Genomic DNA, 19,593 nt, shown 5'->3' with positions numbered 1-19,593 from the left:
CATTCTCCCGAACCATTGGAACAGAATATCGAAAATGTTTCTAGTCCCGGTCGTGATCGACCCCCCGAGCGGACAGCAGCGCATGACAGCGGATCAGGCGGTCACGCCACCACCGCTCACGCCTCCCATCGGCCAGCGGCACGGCGCCCCGGTCGACGATGTGATCAGGCCCGAACCAGCGCGTGGTGACCGCCCCTCCCGCCGGGAGGAAGGGCACGGCCACATCGGCACCGAACAGGGCGCCGGTGCCGAGCCCACAGGCGTGGTCGAGGTTCGGTAATGCGGCCGCCGCGGCCAGCCCGGCGGAGATGCCCACCGCCGAGTCGAGGGCCGACGACACCACGACGGGCAGCCCGATCGCGTCGGCGATCTCGAGCGTTGCCCGCATCCCACCGAGGGGCGCGACCTTGACGATGGCCACGTCGGCGGCGTCGGCGGCGACCACCCGATATGGATCGGCCGCCTTCCGGATCGATTCGTCCGCGGCGATCGGGACGCCGACGGCGCGGCGCACTTCGGCGAGTTCCTCCACGGTCGCACACGGTTGTTCGACGTACTCGACGTCACCGATCGCCCGGATCGCGCGGAGCGCCTCGGCGACAGTCCATTTGCCGTTCGCATCGATCCGCACCCGCGCCACCCCGGCGCGGGCTGCGGCGACCCGCGCGACGTCGTCGTCGAGCGTCTGGCCGGGTTCGGCGACCTTGACCTTGGCGGTCGACGCCCCCGGATAACGAGCCAGAATCCCGGCGACCTCGGACGCCGGTACGGCCGGCACGGTCGCATTGATGGCGATCACGTCACGTAGCGGCGGCGGCGGCCCCTGATATGCCGCCTCGATGCCGGCCGCGAGCCACGCAGACGCTTCGTCGTCGTCGTACTCGACAAAGGGACCGAACTCCCCCCATCCGGCCGGTCCGCAGAAGACCATCGTCTCGCGCATGGTGAGGCCGCGGAACCGTGTACGCATCGGCAATCGGACCACCAATGCCGTGGCGAGCAGATCGGCCGTTGTGGGCAGTGCGTTCCCGGACATCACCGGTCCCTTCTCACGAGCCTCCTTGGAACAAATCTTTCACTTCGTTCCAAGCTGGGTTAGTCTCCTCACATGTCAGTCAACCAGGACTACGAGCAGTCGATCCGCGAGGCCGAACCGGTCATCGTCGACGACGATGCCGATGCGGCGGAGGCCTCGCCGCGTCTCGGCGCCGATTCCCTCGTCTGGAAGTTCTACGGCGACAGTCGCGGAATCCTCGGTTTCCAGCGCCTCGCCGGCACCGAGAACTGCATCGAGCAACTCGGCCAGGCGGTGCTCGACCATTCCGTCATCTTCGACGACTTCCTGGGCCGCGCACGGCGGACCGGACCACCGGTGATGAAGACCGTCTACAGCACCGAACCGCAGAAGTGGGGTCGCACGGTTCGCGACTTCCATCGCGACATCAAGGGCACGATCGGCGACGGATCCCGCTACCACGCACTCAATCCCGAGCTGTTCTATTGGGCTCATGCGACTTTCGTCGACCAGGTGCTCTACATCACCGATACGTTCATCCGCAGGTTGAGCTACGCCGAGAAAGTCCAGATCTTCGAGGAGAGCAAGGTCTGGTATCAGCTGTACGGGGTCAGTGCGCGGAGTCAGCCGCAGACCTACGAGGAGTTTCTCGCGTATTGGGATGACATGCTGAACCGGTTCGTTCCGCACAAGACCGTTGTGTACGCCACCGGCTACATCCGCCAGGGCCTCCCCCGGCCCAAGAAGGTCCCGGCGCCCGTGTGGAGGGTGGCTTCGGCCCCCCTGAACGGATTCATCCGGACGATCATCGTCGGCACGATCCCACAACAGATGCGCGACGTGTGCGGTCTCGAGTGGGATGCCAAACGGGAGAAGCGCTTCCAGCGTTTCGCGGCGGCCATGCGGGCGGCGAATCCGGTGTTCAACCGACTGCCACTGAAATGGCTCTACGTGCCATGGGCCTATCAGGCCTGGCGTGAGATCGGCGTGGACCCACGACCGTTGTACAACAAGAAGGGGTCGTCGTAGGACGACTCCCCCGGTGGTCGGAGGCGCGGCGTGGGCCCGAGGTCTCCGTCGAGCGCTCTGCTGATCGTTGGTCCGATCCGCGCGAAGTCGGCGGCCGCCGTCGACATCGGGTAGACATCGGCGATCAGTGCCAGCCAGTGATAGATCTGCCGGAGATCGTCGGTCGACAACGGCCCGTTGACCCAGTTGTCGCTCTTCCAGGTCTCACGTTCCCAGGTCTGCCAGGGGTAGTCCGCGTCGGCCGGCGGGGACACCGAGTACAGTCCCCGGACGATGACGTCGTTGCGAGCGGCCCCGGACTCCGTACGCCATCGGGCCACGACCTCCCCGAACCCGACGTAGTCGTCGGCCGTCCACGCGCTCACCGGGAATCGCTTCCACCCTGCACGACGGATCGTCCTGGCGATCTTGCTGTCGAGCACCTGGCTCGGATGGTCTGGTGCTCCGCCGCCCGCGAAGTACAGAAACCACGTGAAGCCGGTGGGCCCGAGGCGCTCGATCGTGTTGCCGCCACGTTCTGGCTTCAGCAGTTCGAAGGCGGTGGCCGGATCCTCGCGACTCGCCTGCGCCGCCTCCTGGAGCAATCCCCCGATCCGTCGTCGGTCGGTCGCCACCGCGACCATGCGGCGCTTGTTCTCGCCGGGGCGCCGACCGTGACAGAACGCGATGGTGTTCCACAGCAGGTTGATCGCATCGTCGGGAGACGCCAGGGCGGCGTCTGCCAGACCGAAAAGGCCTGTGCGCGATATTGTCTCGCCGCACAACACGCCGGGAAGACCGTGCTCGGCGAGTTGCTCGGCCCACCAGGGGCGGTCGACGCCGACGGTGTCGTCGAGGAGTTCTGTGGTGCGGTCGCCTGCGGCGAGCCAGTCGATCAGGATGGTCGGTGGTGCGAGATCGCGGGGACTCATGGTTCTTAGGACGCAGCCCGGCCCCAAACGGTTCCCGATGTCCGGGGGGGCTATGACGCCCTGAGGAATTCACCTGCCGCCGAGCCGAAGTCGGCAGCTCGGTCCCGATGCACACTGTGCCCGGCGTCGATCACGGCGAACCGGCCGTCGGGCAGCACCTCGCTGAGCGTACGGAGATGCTGTGACGGCAGGAAGCTTCGGCGGCCACCCGAGATGACCAGGGCAGGTGCCGTGACCGCCCGCAGACGCGTCCACCAGTCGGGGTCGGCGACCTCGAACTGGGTCGAGACGTCGGTGGCCACCCGTCGGTCGAATCGGATGATGGGAACCGGATTGCGCACGGCCCAGCCCAGTCCGCGCACGCGTTCGCCGAGCGATGCCGCGACGACGATGTTCTCGTCGAGATCGTGTTGATCCCGCGGCATCGGCGGGATCTCCTCGAGGACGACGCGCCGCACGCGGTTCGGCACATCCATCGCCAACCGGAGCGCGGAGTGCGCCCCGAGCGAATGCGCGACCACGTCGGCGACCTCGATGTCGAGGTCGTCGAGGACGAACCTCAGGTCGTCGCGGAAGTCGTCGAGCCGGTAGGTCGCGGCGTGCCCGCTCCGGCCGTGACCGCGGAGATCGACGGAGACGACCGACCTGCCCTCACGGCGTAGCGCCCTGGCGAAGGTGCGCCAGGTGCTGTGGTCGCCGGCCATGCCGTGCACCAGCACGACGGGCGGGCGATCGCGGTCGACCCCGGCGACCCGGACATTCAGTGCCAGTTCCCCGGAAGATGTCGATCGATGCAGCACGCGCATGCCATCGAGGGTAATGAGCGGTGCTCTCGCCGAGATTCCGGGTGCTGTCCGCGGGTCAGTCGCGGAACCAGCCGCTCTTCTTCGCACGCATCACCATGTCCTGCCAGTAACCCCACTGATGGGTTCCGAGCGCCGGATAATCGGTCGTGATCCGCACGCCGGCAATCGCCGCCCCGACCTCGAAGGTGCGGGTCTGCGCGAGCGAGATCACCTCGAGCGGGGTGCCCTTGATGGATCCGATCGCATCGGTGTTGTACTTCCCCCACAGGCCCGAGGCCGCTCCGACCCGGATGTGCATCCCACGCATCCTGGGGATCTGGACGAGGGCGTCGTTGCGAACCCACCGTTCGTTCCACGGCAGACCCCACATGGCGTCGGCGCTGAACGGACCGACCCCCGCGGCCATCCCCGCGTCGATGAGGGCCAGTCGCACCGCTTCCCGCATGGTCGGCGCGGACAGGTTGAGGAATCCCGACATCGAGAAGACATGGGAGATCCGCTTCCGGTGGTACGCACCGTAGATCATCGCCGCGTTGCCGCCCATCGAGATGCCCATGAGGGCATACTTACCCCGCGGCCCCACGGCGAGACCGCGCGCATCGAGTTCTCTCACAATGGTGTTCAGGCGGCACGTCCAGCGATAGCGGTACTTGATCTTGTTTCCCGGGCTGGCGGCATCCCAGTCGGTGTAGAAGCTCGCCAGCCCACCGACCGGTTCCACCACGTTCACGCCGGTGTCGGCGATCCGCTGAATCCGCGTCTCATGGCGCCAGCCGCTCTCGTCGTTCGTCGCCCGGAGCCCGTCGAGCGCGATCACCGTCTTGTAATTGCCCCATCTGGTCCACATGTCCACCGGCGTCGAGGGCATTCCACAACCCGCCACGTAGAAACGACCGAAGGAGGCCGCGTTTGCGGTCCCCGCGGCGACGACTCCCGTTCCGGCGGCCGCGGCGAGCGCGAGCAGAAACACGAGAAAGCGTCGCCGCGCGACGGCAAAGCGCCCGCGGTCGATGAGAACTGGCACCGCAGCACCGTAATTCGCCGGCACCGGCGATTGCCATGCTTGTGACCACAGCTCCGGCACATTGCAACCACGGTGTTACCAAAGTGGCTCATGTGATTCATGATGCGGACTCGACCAATCGATGAATCGCGTGCGACGCCGACACCTCGATGAGTCCGACAGAGATCACCGGACCGTGCACGTGCTCGTGACCGGCATGCGCAGACGACGAAGGCGCCCGGCCACTTTCGTGACCGGGCGCCTTCGTGTGTTCGTCTAGACCACTGTGACTGACAAGGTCACTTGTTGATCTTGGTGACGCGGCCGGCACCGACGGTGCGGCCACCCTCGCGGATCGCGAAGCGCAGGCCCTCGTCCATGGCGACCGGCTGGATGAGCTTGACGCTCATCTCGGTGTTGTCACCCGGCATGACCATCTCGGTGCCCTCGGGAAGGGTCACGACACCGGTCACATCCGTGGTACGGAAGTAGAACTGCGGACGGTAGTTGTTGAAGAACGGGGTGTGACGACCACCCTCGTCCTTGCTCAGGATGTAAGCCTGGCCCTCGAACTCCGTGTGCGGAGTCGTGGTGCCCGGCTTCACGATGACCTGACCGCGCTCGACGTCCTCACGCTTGAGACCGCGCAGCAGCAGACCGGCGTTGTCGCCCGCCTGTGCCGAGTCGAGCATGGCCCAAAAGCTACGGCGAATCGGACACCACCGATCACGAGTCCCTGGCGAGGAGGACACTCCGCTTCTCTGGATGAAACACATAATCCCGCAGCGGTTTCCGTAGAACGCATGCGGCGTCAGTTTCCGCCCACGACGGGTACTGGAGAACGTGACCGGGGCCCAACGCAGGCCGGCCTTACCCGGGGATCGGTCCGGTGGCGGCCTCGCGCAGCTTCGCGATCGTGACTATCTTGCGACGGACGCTTCCCACCGCGCGGCTCGCGGTGCGCTCGGCCTTGTCGATGTTCGACCAGCCGCCGCCGTCGATCGGCAGCACTCCGCGCGACGCGAGCATCGCGACGACGTCGTCGCGATGCAGGGGCGGTGTCGGCATCGCCCCGCCGACGATGTCCTCGACGATCACCGACGCCGTCTCCTGACCGCAGAACCGGTTGGTTCCGATACCGCCTGACGCGCCGCGCTTGAGCCAGCCCGCGACATACTGCCCGGGCAGGTGCTCGCCCTCGGTGTTGACGACGCGACCGGCATGATTGGGCACGGTACCCGTCTCCTCGTCGAACGGGAGCCCGTCGACGACTTGGCCACGGTAGCCGATCGATCGGATGACCAGGCCGGTGGAGATCTCGCTCGTCTCGCCGGTCGGGCACACCCGGCCCTGCGCGTCGTAGCTGTTGCGAACGATGCGCACACCGGTGACCGCCGAGTCGCCTAGCACCTCCGTCGGTGCCGTCAGGTACCGGAACACGACTCGTCGGTCTGCTGAGTGGGTGCCGTTCGCCGCGTACTCGCGAGCGAGCCGAACCTTCGATCCGATCGTGCTGTCGACGGTTCCGTCGTCGAGTTGCGCGGCGATCTGCGGCGACACTGTCAGATCGGCGTCGTCGATGACGACGTCGACCCCATCGACCAGGCCGGTCGAGAGGAACTCCGAGTTCGTGTAGGCGCCGTCGGCGATGCTGCGCCGGCCGAGAATCACGACCTCGCGGATCGACGACGTCCGCAGCGCCTCCAGTGCGTGCTGCGCGATGTCGGTTGAGGCGAGCTCGTCCGGATCGGTGAGCAGGATGCGCGCCACGTCGAGTGCGACGTTGCCGTTGCCGACGATCACCGCACGCTCCGACGACAGATCGTATACGTCGTCGGCGTGATCGGGATGCCCGTTGTACCACGCGACGAACTCGGTGGCCGCTACCGAGCCGGGCAGATCCTCGCCGGCTATCCCCAGCTTCTTGTCGGTCGACGCCCCGCTCGCGTGCAGCACCGCGTGATAGCGGTCGGCGAGCTCGTCGAGCGTGATGTCGCGACCGACGGTCACGTCGAGTCGGTACTGGAAGTTCTTCTTCCGCTCGGTCGAGGCGAAGGTTCGCTCCACCGCCTTGGTCGCCGCGTGGTCGGGCGCGACACCCGCGCGCACGAGACCGTACGGCGTCGGCAGCCGGTCATACATGTCGACCTGCACCGAACCGAACCTGACGAGTTCTTCGGCCGCGTAGAACGCGGCCGGACCGGCTCCCACGACGGCGATATACACGTCGCCGTCGGGGAGTTTCGGGGCCCGCCTCAATGGTGCCTCGCCCGCTTCACCATCGTGGTCGAGGTAATAGTCGGCGTTCAACCGGAGGTACGGCTCGTCCTCGTCGGCGAGTTCGCCGTCCGGGAAGATCGCACCGACCGGACACGCGTCGACACAAGCACCGCAGTCGATGCAACTCTCCGGGTCGATGTAGAGCATCTCGGCCGTGCGGAACTCGGGTTCTTCGGGCGTCGGATGAATACAGTTCACCGGGCAGACGCTGACGCAGCTAGCGTCGTTGCAGCACGGTCGCGTGATCACGAACGCCACGAATCAGCGTCCCTTCCACTGCGGCGCGCGCTTCTCGCGGAACGCGGTGGCCCCCTCTTTGGCGTCATCCGACGAACGGATCGGCTCGTAGATCTCCCACATCCGCTCAAAACGCTCGTCGTTGTCCCAGTCGCGCGCCTTGGTCCAGATCTCCTTGGTGCCGCGGACCGCGAGTGGACCGTTCTTGGCGATGCGCTGCGCCAGGTCGATGGCGGTGGCCAGCGCGTCGCCCTTCGGCGTGAGGCGGTTGATCAGTCCGGCAGCGCGCGCCTGCTCAGCGTTGACGAAATCACCGGTCAGGGCCCATTCGAGACCGAGTGCGTACGGCACCCGCTCGGGCAGCCGTAGCAGTCCGCCACCACCGGCGAGCAGACCGCGTTTGACCTCCGGCAGCCCGAAGACAGCCGTCTCGGAAGCGACGACGAGGTCGCACGCCAGGACGATCTCGAACCCGCCTGCGATCGCGTGGCCTTCGACGGCAGCGATGACGGGCTTGGCCGGCGGGGTCTGCGCGATGCCCGCGAAGCCGCGCCCATCGATGGACGGACGTTCGCCTGCGAGGAATGCCTTGAGATCCATGCCGGTACAGAACGTGCCACCGGCACCGGTCAGGACGCCCGCGGTGAGTTCGGGCGTGGCGTCGAGCTGGTCCATCGCGTCGGCGATCGCCTGCGCCGTCACCGTGTTGATCGCGTTGCGGACATCGGGGCGGTCGATGGTGACGACGAGGACGCCGCCTCGCACCTCGGTATGAACTGTCACTTCGGTGCCATCCTGATCGCGCCGTCGAGGCGGATGACCTCACCGTTGAGCATCCCGTTGTCGATGATCGCCAAGGCGAGCCGGGCGTATTCGTCGGGATCACCGAGACGGGCCGGGTTCGGGATCTGGGCGGCGAGTCCGTCGCGGATCTCCGGGGAGAAGCGCGACAGGATCGGAGTGTCGAAAACCCCCGGGGCAATCGAGTTGACGCGCACCAATTTGCGCGCCAGGTCGCGCGCGGCCACCAGAGTCATTCCGACGACGCCTGCCTTCGCCGAGGCGTAGGGGATCTGGCCGATCTGGCCTTCCCACGCGGCAACCGACGCGGTCATGATGACGACGCCGCGCTCTCCGTCGACCACCTCGTTGGTGACCATCCGGGCCGCCGCCAGCCGCAGAACGTTGAAGCTGCCGATGAGGTTGGTGGTGATGAGCGACGTGTACATGTCGAGCGATCCGGGCTGGCCGTCCCGTTCGACGACGCGGACCGTGCCGCCGCGTCCGGCGCAATGCACCACGGTGCGCAGCGGGGCCTTGGCCACGGCGAGGTCTAGGGCGGCGTCGACGGCCGCCGGGTCGGCGACGTCGGCAGGTCCGAACTGGACCAGATCGCCGAGGTCGGCCGCCACGTCGGCGCCTGCCGACGTCGGCAGGTCGACGATCACGACGTGGACGTCCTGTTCGACGAGTCGTTTCACGGTCGCCAGACCGAGGCCAGACGCGCCGCCGGTCACGATGGCGGATGAGTTGGTGAGTTGCATGTCGTGGTTCCTTTCCTGGGTGGGGGCTCAGACGAGGGACTCGACGATGGTGGCGTTCGCCATCCCGCCGGCCTCGCACATGGTCTGCAGGCCGTAGCGGCCGCCCGTGACGGCGAGGTGGTTGATCATGGTGGTCATGATGCGGGCGCCCGACGCGCCCAGCGGGTGGCCGAGCGCGACCGCGCCACCCACCGGGTTGAGCTTGTCGTCGGGAACCCCGAGTTCGGCTGCAATGGCGAGCGGGACCGACGCGAAGGCCTCGTTGACCTCGAATGACGCGATGTCACCGACGGACAGGCCCGCCTTGGCGAGCACCTTGCGCGACGCCGGTATCGGTGCGGTGAGCATGAGCATCGGATCGTCGCCGACGACCGCCGAGGCGACAATGCGGGCGATCGGTTTCAGCTTGAGCCCCGCAGCCTTCTGCTCGCTCATGATCAGCAGGGCCGACGCCCCGTCGGTGATCTGCGACGCGTTGCCCGCGGTGACCTTCCAGTCGATATGCCCGAAACGTTCCCGGTTGGCGTCGTTGCCGAACACCGCGCGCAGCTCACCGAGCTTCGCCGCGGTGGTCCCGGCGCGGATCGATTCGTCCTGATCGACGACCCCGGCCTCGGTGTGCACACCGATGATCTCATTGTCGAAGGCGCCGCCGGCCGCGGCAGCAGCGGCGCGTTCGTGCGACCGCGCAGAGTATTCGTCGAGCGCGGTGCGCGAGATGTTCCACTTGTCGGCGACGAGTTCCGCCGCGACACCCTGACTGACGAGGGCACCGAACCGACTCTGCACTCCGGGACCGAACGGATCCACGTCACCGCGCGCACTGCCCATCGGGACGCGGCTCATCGATTCGACGCCGCCCGCGATGACCATGTCGTACGTGCCGGCCATGACGCCCTGCACCGCGAAATCGACCGCCTGCTGGCCGGAGCCGCATTTGCGCTCGATCGTCACCGACGGGACGTGCACGGGGAAACCCGCGGACAGCGCCGCCATCCGTCCCGGCGTCGCCGATTGCTCGAGGTTCTGTCCGACGCAGCCGACCAGGATGTCCTCGACCTCGCCTGGCTCGATGCCGGTGCGGGTCACGAGCGCGCTCAGCACGCCCGCGAGCAGGTCGACGGGGTGGACGCCGGCCAGGGCTCCGCCCGCACGCCCCTTCCCCATCGGGGTGCGGACCGCGTCGACGATGACCGCGTTTGCCATTTCGAATCTCCTTGTCGGTCGGCGTGCTCGACAACGCCGACATTGATGATCATGTTTACCACAATTTAGGCGAGCGGGGTCCACAGTTGCCGGCAACCGGATGCCGACGCCACTCCATGAATGAGATCCAGATCATATTTATGATAATCCTTGTACTGGATTGACCCTCGCCCCGAACTTTCCCAAGGAGGTGGCCGATGAAAACGCGCCCAACCGTCGTCGTGACCGACGTGACCCGAGGGATCGGCGCCGCGAAGGCCGCCGCGAACGAGTCCCGGGACGGACCGACCACCGCCGCATCCGCGGCAACGCGATCACTCCGGGCTCGCCGTGACCGGGCTGTCGCAGGACTTCGTCCGCCGCGGGGTCATTCACGAGAAGGACCTCCTGGACCGGACCCCGATGCCGTTTCGGCGACCCGCCCGAGGTCGGGGAGCTCACATTCCCCCTCGGCATCGGGGCGCGGTTGTCCATCACCGGAGTGACGGTTCCGGTCGACAGCGGCTGAGCAGCCAGGGAATCGCGTGGAGAATTTTGACGACGACTAGTGCATCACGGCCTAATTTATGACTATAGTTATTACAGTTGTGTAGACCGCGCTCACATTTCACCATCCGTGAGCGCCGACGTCACAAGCACCCACCAGCGATTACCCGAGCGAGGAGAGGGGTCACCATGCCCACGCCCCACACTGACAACGACGACCTGCAGGCCATCAAGCAGTTGGCCGCACAGGTGGCACAGGAGCGGTTCGCTCCGAAGGCCGCCCAGTGGGACGCCGACCGCACCGCAGTCCCGCTTGAGGACCGCCGGTTCCTCGGCTCCCTGGGCTTTCTGGGCATCGCACTGCCCGAAGAGTACGGCGGCTCCGGCGCGCCACTCTCCCACGCCCTGACGGTCATCGAGCAGCTCGCCTATCACTGTCGCCCCGCCGCGTTCCAGGTGTTCGAGTCCAACACCGGCCCGGCTCAGGTCATCGCCCGGCTGGGCACCGAGGATCAGAAGCAGCGGTTCCTGCCGGGCATCATCGCGGGCGACATCACCATGGCGGTCGCGATCTCCGAGCCCGACGCGGGTTCGGCGGCGACCGACCTGACGACCAAGGCCGTCGTCGGCGCCGACAGCGTCCGGGTCACCGGCAACAAGCGCTGGATCTCCAATGGCAGCGAAGCCGACGTCTACCTGGTGTACTCGCGGATGTCGGACGCGCCGGGAGCCAAAGGCATCGGCGCCGTGCTCGTCGAGGCGAACCGCGACGGCGTCAGCTTCGGCTCCCGCGAGAAGCTGATGGGCTTCCGCGGCATCCCGTCTGCCGACATCTACTTCGACGACGTCGAGGTCCCCATGGAGAACATCGTCGTACGGCCCGGCGGCTTCCGGAAGCTGTTCACCGCGTTCTCCATCGAGCGACTCGGCAACACGACGATGAGCCTTGCCCTCGGCCAGCGTGCACTCGATCTGACAGTGCAGTACGTGCAAGAACGCGAGCAGTTCGGCAAGCCCTTGATCGAGTTCCAGGCCGTGCAGATGACCGTCGCCGACATGGCGTTGCAAGTGGAGCAGGCTCGCCTGCTCCTCGAACGCGCCGCGGCCGGCGTAATCACCGGCTCGGATCTGCCCAACCCGCTGCACGTGTCGCTGGCCAAGTGCACCGCCAACGAGATGGCCAAGAAGGTCACCGATCTCGCCATGCAGTTGCACGGCGGTAACGGCTACACCGAGGAGTTCGGCCTCGAGCGCATGCACCGCGACGCGCACGGCTGGGCCCTCGCCGGCGGCACCCCGACCATGCAGCGCACCCGCATCGTCTCGGAACTGCTCGGACGCAACTTCGATCAGCGCAAGTGAGTAAGGAGAACCATTAATGGACTTCTACACGGACCTTACGGCGAACTTCACCGATCCCGACGATTGGACGCTGGCCACGGTGCTGCGTACCCACGCCGCGAACACCCCGGACGCGTCGTGCCTGTTCGCCCCCGAAGAGGATCTCGAGCTGACTTACGCTGCGGCACTCATGCAGACCGAGCGGATCGCCGGATCGATCAAAGCGGCCGGCGCCGCGCACGGGGACCGCGTCGCAATCATGGCGCAGAACTCGTCCCGGTTTGTTCTGACCTGGTGGGCCACCGCTGTCGGCGGCACCGTCGAGGTGCCGATCAACACCAACTACGAGGGCGAGTTCCTCAAGCACCAGTTCTCCGTCGCGCAGGCGCACTGGGCCGTGATCGACGATGAGTACGCGGCACGATTCGCCGCGGTCGCCGACGCTGACCCGGCCAACGGCGTCAACGGGGTGAAGAAGTTCTGGGTCATCGACAACGGTGCCCTCGACGAGGCACTCGCGACGCTCACCGCGGCCGGTTTCGACGCCGCGCCGTGGGATGAGCTGCCCAGTGGGGAGCCGCTCAACGCACCGGCGCCGTCTCCCCAGGAACTCGGCGCGATCTTCTTCACCTCCGGCACCACCGGACCGTCGAAGGGCGTCGCGATGCCGCACGCCCAGCTGTATTTCTTCGCGCAGGAAGTGGTCTGCCTGACGCGCCTCACGGCGTCGGATCGCTACCTGACCACGACGCCGCTGTTCCACGGCAACGCGACGTTCATGGCGGTGTACCCGGCACTCGTCGCCGGCGCCGGCGCGGTGATCCGCCGTAAGTTCAGCGCAAGCCGGTGGATCGACCACGTCCGCGACTCGGGGGTCACCGTGACCAACTTCGTCGGCGTGATGATGGACTTCGCGTGGAAGCAGGAGCCACGCGAGGACGACCTCGACAACAGCCTGCGGTGCATCTACGCGGCACCCATCGCGTCGACGATCGCCGAGGACTTCAAGAAGCGCTACGGGATCGAGACGTTCGTCAACGCGTTCGGTCTCACCGAGACATCCGCACCGATCATCTCGCCGTACAACGTCGATATCCCCGTCGGCGCGGCCGGCCTGCAGGCGTCAGACTGGTTCGACATCAAACTGGTCGATCCGAAGACCGACCGCCAGGTGGCGATCGGCGAGGTCGGCGAGTTGGTCGTCCGCCCGAAGGTGCCGTTCATCTGCAGCAACGGGTACTACGGCATGCCGGATAAGACAGTCGAGGCGTGGCGCAACCTGTGGTTCCACACCGGCGACGCGCTGCGCCGGGACACCGACGGCTGGTACTACTTCGTCGACCGCTACAAGGACGCGCTGCGACGCCGCGGCGAGAACATCTCGTCGTATGAGGTGGAGCAGGTCGTGCTGGGCCACCCGGCCGTGCACGAGTGCGCCGTGATCGGTGTGCCCGCCGACGTCGACGCGGGCGAAGATGAGGTGCTGGCGGCGATCGTCCTCACCGAGCCCGTCGACCCGGCCGAGGTCCTCGCGTTCTGCGACGGACGTATCCCGGCATTCGCCCGTCCCCGCTATATCCGCACCGTCGACGCGTTGCCGAAGACGCCGTCGGAGAAGGTCCGCAAGGCAGTCCTCCGTGACGAGGGCATCACTCCGGATACCTTCGACGCCGAGCGCGCCACCGTCTGACCGGTCGAACACCGCAAGAAGGAAACACCATGGACTACACCCCGGACTCCACTCACGAAGACATCCGCAAAGCCGTCGAGCAGTTGTGTCAGCGCTTTCCCGACGAATACTGGATGGAGCACGATAACTCGCACGAGTTCCCGTGGGAGTTCTACCACGCGATCGCCGAGGGCGGCTGGCTCGGGCTCACCGTGCCCGAGGAGTACGGCGGCGGCGGCCTGGGCGTCACCGAGGCCGCGGTGGTCGAGCGGGCGATCTCGGCTTCGGGGGCCGGCATGGGCGGCTGCAGCGCCGTACACATCGGTATCTTCGGCTTCGAGCCGATCATCCACCACGGCAGCGAGGAGATGAAGCGCAAGTATCTGCCGCGCGTCGTCACCGGCGACCTCCACACGTCGTTCGCGGTCACCGAGCCGGACGCGGGCACCGACACCACCAACATCAAGACCTTCGCCACAAAGGTCGACGGCGGTTTCCGGGTCACGGGCAAGAAGGTGTGGATCACGAAGGCGCAGGAAGCCGAGAAGATGCTGCTGCTGTGTCGCACCTCGCCTCGCGACGAGGGCGCCAAGCGCACGGCGGGCATGACGCTGCTTTTCGCCGACGTCGACCGCGACCACGTGCAGATCCGCGAGATCCCCAAGATGGGCCGCAACGCTGTTGACACGAACGAGCTGTTCATCGATAACCTGTTCGTCGCTGACGGGGACGTCGTCGGCGAGGTCGGGCACGGTTTCCGCACGATCCTCGGCGGCCTGAACGCCGAGCGCGTCATCTCCGCGAACGCCGCGCTCGGCATCGGTGAGGCTGCGCTGCGGCGCGGCGTCCGCTACGCCAACGAGCGCGAGGTGTTCGGTCGCCCGATCGGGAAGAACCAGGGAATCGCCTTCCAACTCGCCGAGGCCCGGATCAAGCTCGACGCCGCGCAGGCCGTCCTCGACAAGGCCGCGTGGATGGTCGATGAGGGACTGCCCTGCGGTAGGGAGGCGAACGCGGCGAAGTATCTGTGCGCCGAAGCCGGCTTCTTCGCCGCCGACGTCGCCCTGCAGGTGCACGGCGGTTTCGGGTTCGGTCGAGAATTTCATGTGGAACGCTATTTCCGCGAGGCCCGACTCATGCGCATTGCGCCGATCAGCCAGGAGATGGTGCTCAACTACGTGGCCGAGCACGTCCTCGGCCTACCTCGCAACTACTGATCGACGCGCCGGCATCGAGTAACGCACGAGAGGCAACCATGCACCCCTACCGTTCCATCCTTTTCGTTCCGGGGCACCGACCCGCATGGGCGAAGAAGGCCATCGCTGCGGGCGCGGACTGCATCGTTCTCGACCTCGAGGACTCGGTACCGGCCGCAGAGAAGGCCACCGCCCGCGACACGGTCGCCGCGCTCATCGGAACCGTCCGGGAAAACCATCCGAACGTCGGGATCTTCGTCCGCGTCAACCCGCTGGCCACCCGACTGACCGGCAGCGATCTGGAGGCCGTCGTCGTGCCGGGGCTGAACGGGATCTTCGCCCCCAAGATCGAGGCCGAACGCGACGTGCTGCAGTACGACGCGCTGCTTGATCACTTCGAGATGCGCAACGGCGTCGACGGACTCGAGTACATCGTTCCCGTCGAGACGGTCAAGGCCATCTGGAACTGCCGGGAGATCGCCGCGGCGTCGCCGCGGGTCGGCGCCATGATCGGCCCGACCGCCGAGCACGCCGACATCGCCCGCGAGGTCGGTTTCGAGTGGACGCCCGAAGGTCAGGAGTCGCTGTACCTGCGCAGCCGGGTCCTGCTCGCCTGCCGCGAGTCGGGGCTGCACGCTCTCACCGCGCTCTGGGAGGACCTGGCGAACATCGACGGTCTGCGCGCCTTCGCCACGCACGGACGCGGTCTCGGGTTCCGCGGCATGATCGCGATCCACCCCAGCCACGTCGAGACGATCAACGACGTCTTCAGCCCGTCGGCCGCCGACATCGAGTTCTACCAGGGCATGGTCGATGCCTACGAGAAGGCCGCGGCCGACGGGGTCGGCGCGCTGCGCTACCGCGGGCTGCACATCGACAAGGCGCACTACGACAAGGCCGTCGGCTGGCTTGAGCGCGCCGCGGCGATCACAAACAAGTGACCCATCTTTTCGAAAGGAGTCTGGCCCCATGTCTGATGTGAAGCAGCCCGACCTGACGCACACCGTCGACCAGTCCTGGGTTCCCCCGAACCGCACCCTGCTGATCGGCGGCGCCGACGTCGCTCCCGAGGGCGACACCTGGGACGTCGTGAACCCGGCGACCGAGGAGGTCATCGCCACCGTTGGCGGCGCCTCCGCCCCCCAGGTCGACGCCGCCGTCACCGCCGCACGCACGGCGTTTCCGAAGTGGGCCGCGCTGTCCGGCGAAGAGCGCAGCGTACACATCCACCGGTTCGCCGACGCCCTCGAACGGGCGGCGGACAGACTGCTCCCCTCGATCGTCAACGAGGTGGGCACCCCCGTCGCGCTGGCCGAATACCTGCAGGTCAAGATGGCTGTCGACGAGCATTTGCGATGGGCGGCCGAGGCCGCCAAGACCGACCGCACCCTGCACCTGGGCGAGTACGACAAGCCGGTGCCGACGATGAGCGACGTGGTCCACGACCCGGTCGGCGTGGTCGCGGCGATCACCGGCTACAACTATCCGCTGAACCTGGCCGTCTTCAAGTTCGGCGCCGCGCTCGCCGCCGGCTGCACCGTGGTGCTGTTCCCGTCGCCGCGAACCCCGCTGACCACACTGTTCCTGGCCGAACTCATCAAGGAGTCGGGCCTGCCCGACGGCGTCATGAACATCGTCGTCGGCGGCGTGGACGTCGGTAAGCAGCTGTCGTCGCATCCGGGCGTCGACCGGGTGTCGTTCACCGGTTCGGACGGGGTTGGCGCGCAGATCATGGCGCAGGCGGCGGCCAACCTGACCGGCGTCACCCTGGAGCTCGGCGGCAAGTCGCCGAACATCGTGCTCCCCGGCGTCGACGTACGCAAGATCGCCGTCGAGATGCACCTGCGGTGGTCGCGCAACGGCGGTCAGGGGTGCGCCGCGCTGGCCCGCCTACTCGTTCACGACAGTGTGTACGACGAGTTCCTGGAAGCGGGTGCGAGCGCCTTCGACCAGATGGTCGTCGGCGATCCGTGGGACCCGCGGACCAATATCGGCCCGATGATCCGCCCGGATCACCGCGCGAGCGTGCAGAGCTTCATCGACGACTCGCTAGCCGTCGGCGGCCGCAAACTCCTCGAGGTGACCAAACCGGTGCCGGAGAAGGGCTACTTCATCAACCCGGTGCTGCTCGGCGACCTCGCTCCCGACGCCCGCGCCGTCCAAAAGGAGATCTTCGGCCCGGTGGCCGTGATCCTGCCGTTCAAAGACACAGACGATGCCATCCGCCTCGCCAACGACACCCCGTTCGGTCTCGCCGCGAACGTGTGGTGCGACGACCCCATCGAGGCGCGCCGCGTCGCGGAGCAGATCCGTGCGGGCACCGTGTGGATCAACGGCGGCGGCGCCATGCGTCCCGACGCCCCGTTCGGCGGCTTCGGCCGGTCCGGCGTGGGCCGCGAACTCGGCGAATGGGGTATGCGCGAATACCTCGAGCCCAAGCACATCCAGTGGAGGATCTGATGAGTGACAATGGCGCACCCCTCGCCGGCCTGAAGGTCGTCGAACTCGGCACGATGTACGCCGCCCCGACCGCCGGACGCATGCTCCGCGACTTCGGCGCCGACGTCGTCAAGGTCGAGGACCCGACCACCGGCGACTACGCCCGCCAGTGGGTTCCGCAGAAGGACGGGCTCTCGCTCGGCTTCGCTCGGCTGAACGCGGGCAAGCGGTCGGTCGGCATCGACCTGCGGTCCGGCGACGGCCGCGAACTGGTCAAGCGACTCGTCGCCGACGCCGACGTGGTCATCGAATCGTTCCGTCCGGGGCGACTCGAGGACTGGGGCCTGGGCCCCGACGTCCTGCACGAGATCAATCCCGGACTGGTGATCGCCCGCGTATCCGGCTTCGGCCAGACTGGCCCGAAACGGCTGCTCCCGGGATTCGGCACGGTCGCCGAGACCGCCAGCGGCTTCGCGAACGTCAACGGCCAGCCCGACAGCCCGCCGACGTCGCCGCCATTCGGTTTCGCCGACTCCATCGCCGGGCTGTCCGCCGCGATGGGCACCTCGATGGCCCTGTTCAACCGCAGCCGCACCGGCCGCGGCGAAGTGGTCGACGTCGCGCTGTACGAGCCACTGATGTTCATCATCGGCGACATGTTCCTCAAGTACACGGCGCTCGGCGAGATCCAGCAGCGCATCGGCAACAGCACCGGTGCGGCGTCGCCGCGCGGGATCTACGAGGCCGGTGACGGCCGGTACCTGTCGATCGCCGCCTCCAACCAGGCGATCGCCACACGACTGTTCTCGGCGATGGGCCGTCCGGAGGTGATCTCCGATCCGCGCTACGCGACCAACGCCGACCGGCTCGCCAACAACGACGAGGTGCAGGCCATGGTCATCGAATGGTGCAAGAGCGCTCCGCGCGACGACATCCTGGCGACCCTGGAGAAGTTCGAGGTGGTCTCCGCCGCCGTCAACGACGCATCCGACGTCGTCGCCGACCCGCACTTCCAGGAGCGGACGCTCGTCGAGATCACCGGCAACGACATCTTGCGTAACGCGCTGATGCCCGGGCCGGTGTTGCACATGGCCGGTTACGCGGGCCCCGTCTACGACGGTGTCGCGACGGTCGGCGAGCAGACTCGCGAAGTCCTGAGCGAGCGTCTCGGTCTCGACCACGCAGAACTCGAACGCCTCGCTGCCGCAGGCGTCATCAATCATGGAGGAAATAAGTGACCACCAACGAGCCGAATCTGTTCGACCTCCCGGATAGGTATCGCGAACTGCAGGAACAGGCTCGTGAGCTCGCCGTGTCGGTGCGCGACATCGCGGCCCGGGCCGACGAGTCCAGCAGCACCGATCCTGATGTCCGGGCACGTCTGGCGGCGTCGAAGCTGACCGAGTTGGCCGTACCCAAGCGGTGGGGCGGCCGGTTCGACGCCGTCGACTCGCTCGCGATGACCGTCGTGCGCGAGCAACTCGCCGCCGAGAGCGGGCACCTCGACTCGATGTTCGCGATGCAGGGCATCGGTAGCTACGGGCTCGCGGTCGCGGGCGCCGACACCGTTCGCGACAAGTGGCTGCCGCGGGTCGCGTCGCTGGATGCGATCGCCGCGCTCGGTCTGACCGAACCGCATGTCGGTTCCGACCTCAAAGCGCTCACGACGACCGCGGTGGTCGACGGTGACGAGATCGTAGTGAACGGCCACAAGTCGTTCATCACCAACGGCGGGGACGCCGCCTTCTACAGCGTGCTCGCCAAGGAGGGCGACGGTTTTTCCCTGGTCCTGGTGCCGGCCGATACGCCGGGCGTGACCACCGAACGCCCGCATCAGATCATCGCCCCACATGTGCTCTCCGACGTCATCCTGACCGATGTGCGGGTGCCGCTCGACCATCGGATCGGTGAGCCGGGCAAGGGATTCTCGCTGGTGCTGGCGACCCTCGCGACGTTCCGCGTCTCGGTGGCGGGTGCGGCGGTCGGCATGGCCGAGGCCGCGCTGCGACTGGCGCTCGACCACGCGAACAACCGTCACCAGTTCGGTGGGCCGCTGTCGCGATTGGGATCGGTTCCCGAGCATCTCGCGTCCTGCTGGACCGACATCGAGGCCGCCCGGTCGTTGACCTACCGCGCAGCTGCGGCGTCCGCACGCGATCCGCGCGCCAACCTGCACCTGTCGTCGATGGCAAAGGTCGCGGCGACCGAGACGTGCGGCCGGGTGGTCGACCGGAGCGTCCAGATCATGGGCCGGTTCGGTATCACCCGCGGCACCGACATCGAGCGTCTCTACCGCGAAGCTCGCCCGACCCGCATCTACGAGGGTTCCACCGAGGTCATCTTCGACTCGCTGGCCAAGCAGCTGATCAAGCGCGGGTTGTAGCCCGTTCCCGCTGCCGCCGACGGTGCTCGGCAGCGGAGTGCCCGGACT

At 67.1% G+C, this 19,593-nt stretch carries 16 protein-coding genes and 1 pseudogene; 8 read left to right on the top strand and 9 right to left on the bottom strand.

Going from position 1 to position 19,593, the window contains the following annotated elements; all coding sequences use genetic code 11:
* Nucleotides 1-40: 40 nt before the first annotated feature.
* On the bottom strand, nucleotides 41-1,036 hold the full coding sequence (locus ACPXCG_RS07325) for an o-succinylbenzoate synthase (protein ID WP_425790636.1): 996 nt from the start codon (nucleotides 1,034-1,036) through the stop codon (nucleotides 41-43).
* Between the two features lie 72 nt (nucleotides 1,037-1,108).
* Here ACPXCG_RS07325 and ACPXCG_RS07320 point away from each other — a divergent pair, with 72 nt between their 5' ends.
* The gene (locus tag ACPXCG_RS07320; protein ID WP_425790635.1) at nucleotides 1,109-2,044 is read left to right on the top strand and encodes an oxygenase MpaB family protein; all 936 of its coding nucleotides are present in this window, start codon (nucleotides 1,109-1,111) and stop codon (nucleotides 2,042-2,044) included.
* Here ACPXCG_RS07320 and ACPXCG_RS07315 read toward each other — a convergent pair.
* From ACPXCG_RS07315 to ACPXCG_RS07280, 8 genes and pseudogenes are all read right to left on the bottom strand, one after another.
* Nucleotides 1,981-2,955: a hypothetical protein gene (locus tag ACPXCG_RS07315; protein ID WP_425790633.1), complete on the bottom strand. Its 975-nt coding sequence runs from the start codon at nucleotides 2,953-2,955 to the stop codon at nucleotides 1,981-1,983. The two genes, ACPXCG_RS07320 and ACPXCG_RS07315, sit on opposite strands and share 64 nt — an antisense overlap.
* Before the next feature lie 50 nt (nucleotides 2,956-3,005).
* Nucleotides 3,006-3,761 (bottom strand): alpha/beta fold hydrolase, encoded by a 756-nt coding sequence (locus ACPXCG_RS07310; RefSeq protein ID WP_425790631.1) that lies wholly within the window; start codon nucleotides 3,759-3,761, stop codon nucleotides 3,006-3,008.
* A gap of 55 nt (nucleotides 3,762-3,816) precedes the next feature.
* The gene (locus ACPXCG_RS07305; protein ID WP_425792066.1) at nucleotides 3,817-4,725 is read right to left on the bottom strand and encodes an alpha/beta hydrolase; all 909 of its coding nucleotides are present in this window, start codon (nucleotides 4,723-4,725) and stop codon (nucleotides 3,817-3,819) included.
* 338 nt (nucleotides 4,726-5,063) lie between these two features.
* Nucleotides 5,064-5,453, bottom strand: a pseudogene (locus ACPXCG_RS07300) (elongation factor Tu); the annotation flags it as partial.
* 181 nt (nucleotides 5,454-5,634) lie between these two features.
* Nucleotides 5,635-7,302: an FAD-dependent oxidoreductase gene (locus ACPXCG_RS07295; protein ID WP_425790629.1), complete on the bottom strand. Its 1,668-nt coding sequence runs from the start codon at nucleotides 7,300-7,302 to the stop codon at nucleotides 5,635-5,637.
* A gap of 3 nt (nucleotides 7,303-7,305) precedes the next feature.
* Nucleotides 7,306-8,064, bottom strand: a complete 759-nt coding sequence (locus ACPXCG_RS07290) for a crotonase/enoyl-CoA hydratase family protein (RefSeq protein ID WP_425790627.1) — start codon at nucleotides 8,062-8,064, stop codon at nucleotides 7,306-7,308.
* Entirely contained in the window at nucleotides 8,061-8,825 is a 765-nt protein-coding gene (locus ACPXCG_RS07285; protein ID WP_425790625.1) for an SDR family NAD(P)-dependent oxidoreductase, read from the bottom strand. The genes ACPXCG_RS07290 and ACPXCG_RS07285 overlap by 4 nt, the downstream gene beginning before the upstream one ends.
* Nucleotides 8,826-8,852: 27 nt before the next feature.
* On the bottom strand, nucleotides 8,853-10,031 hold the full coding sequence (locus ACPXCG_RS07280) for a thiolase family protein (RefSeq protein WP_425790623.1): 1,179 nt from the start codon (nucleotides 10,029-10,031) through the stop codon (nucleotides 8,853-8,855).
* A gap of 675 nt (nucleotides 10,032-10,706) precedes the next feature.
* On the opposite strand from ACPXCG_RS07280, the gene ACPXCG_RS07275 reads away from it, so the two are divergent.
* The 7 genes from ACPXCG_RS07275 to ACPXCG_RS07245 are packed head-to-tail and all read left to right on the top strand — an operon-like array spanning nucleotide 10,707 to nucleotide 19,545.
* Nucleotides 10,707-11,879 carry an acyl-CoA dehydrogenase family protein gene (locus ACPXCG_RS07275; protein ID WP_425790621.1) on the top strand — a complete coding sequence of 391 codons (1,173 nt, stop codon included), beginning with the start codon at nucleotides 10,707-10,709 and terminating at the stop codon, nucleotides 11,877-11,879.
* A 16-nt stretch (nucleotides 11,880-11,895) separates the two neighbouring features.
* A complete protein-coding gene (locus ACPXCG_RS07270) occupies nucleotides 11,896-13,548 on the top strand; it encodes an AMP-binding protein (protein ID WP_425790619.1) in 1,653 nt (550 codons plus the stop codon).
* A gap of 29 nt (nucleotides 13,549-13,577) precedes the next feature.
* The gene (locus tag ACPXCG_RS07265; protein WP_425790618.1) at nucleotides 13,578-14,744 is read left to right on the top strand and encodes an acyl-CoA dehydrogenase family protein; all 1,167 of its coding nucleotides are present in this window, start codon (nucleotides 13,578-13,580) and stop codon (nucleotides 14,742-14,744) included.
* Between the two features lie 38 nt (nucleotides 14,745-14,782).
* Nucleotides 14,783-15,664 carry an HpcH/HpaI aldolase/citrate lyase family protein gene (locus ACPXCG_RS07260; protein WP_425790616.1) on the top strand — a complete coding sequence of 294 codons (882 nt, stop codon included), beginning with the start codon at nucleotides 14,783-14,785 and terminating at the stop codon, nucleotides 15,662-15,664.
* Nucleotides 15,665-15,692: 28 nt separating this feature from the next.
* Entirely contained in the window at nucleotides 15,693-17,183 is a 1,491-nt protein-coding gene (locus tag ACPXCG_RS07255) for an aldehyde dehydrogenase family protein (RefSeq protein ID WP_425790614.1), read from the top strand.
* On the top strand, nucleotides 17,183-18,400 hold the full coding sequence (locus tag ACPXCG_RS07250; protein ID WP_425790612.1) for a CaiB/BaiF CoA transferase family protein: 1,218 nt from the start codon (nucleotides 17,183-17,185) through the stop codon (nucleotides 18,398-18,400). Before ACPXCG_RS07255 ends, ACPXCG_RS07250 begins: the two co-directional genes overlap by 1 nt.
* The gene (locus ACPXCG_RS07245; protein ID WP_267629947.1) at nucleotides 18,397-19,545 is read left to right on the top strand and encodes an acyl-CoA dehydrogenase family protein; all 1,149 of its coding nucleotides are present in this window, start codon (nucleotides 18,397-18,399) and stop codon (nucleotides 19,543-19,545) included. Before ACPXCG_RS07250 ends, ACPXCG_RS07245 begins: the two co-directional genes overlap by 4 nt.
* The last annotated feature ends 48 nt before the right edge of the window (nucleotides 19,546-19,593 follow it).

Origin of the sequence: Gordonia sp. DT218 (assembly GCF_049847105.1) — a bacterium.
In the GTDB taxonomy this organism is placed as follows: Bacteria; Actinomycetota; Actinomycetes; order Mycobacteriales; family Mycobacteriaceae; genus Gordonia.
Note: the sequence above shows the minus strand (reverse complement) of the source record. Positions and strands in the feature narration are given on the sequence as shown.